Source organism: Burkholderia territorii (assembly GCF_902833055.1).
Classification (GTDB): domain Bacteria; phylum Pseudomonadota; class Gammaproteobacteria; order Burkholderiales; family Burkholderiaceae; genus Burkholderia; species Burkholderia territorii.
Window position 1 is genome coordinate 1 of record NZ_CADFEJ010000106.1, and the last position, 521, is coordinate 521.

General features: G+C 71.4%; 1 pseudogene. It reads left to right on the forward strand.

What is annotated here, in order from left to right:
- Positions 1 to 367, forward strand: a pseudogene (locus HW466_RS31235) (transcriptional regulator); the annotation flags it as partial.
- Between the last annotated feature and the right edge of the window lie 154 nt (positions 368 to 521).

Below are 521 nucleotides of genomic sequence, written 5' to 3' on the forward strand. Positions count from 1 at the left end.
CTACGACCACATGGCGGGCGAGCTGGCGGTGCGCGTCTACGACCGCATGCGCGAGCGCGGCTGGCTGGCCGCCGCCGATGGCGAGGCCGACGGCCCGCACGACCTGGCGGTCACACCGCTGGGCGCCGACGAGCTGGCGAACCGCTGGCGGATCGACATCGGCGCCCAGCGGCGGCGCCGCCGCCGCTTCGCCTGCACCTGCCTGGACTGGAGCGAGCGGCGCGCCCACCTGGCCGGCGCGCTCGGCGCCGCGCTGCTCGATGCCTGGCTCGCGCAGCGCTGGATAGAGCCGGCCGGCAAGCCGCGCGTGCTGCGCATCACGCCCGACGGGCAGCGCCGCTTCGAGGCCTTGCTTACCGGCGCTTGACGCCTCGATTGCAAATGCTTGACGAAAACGGGGACAGCGACATGCTTTGTTACAGCCGCGCATGAGCGCATTACAAAAGCGTCGGCCCGGAAACACGGCGCGCGGGTAGAGTGAATTCAAACGGCGCTGGCATGCGCCGCGCCATCGAATCACG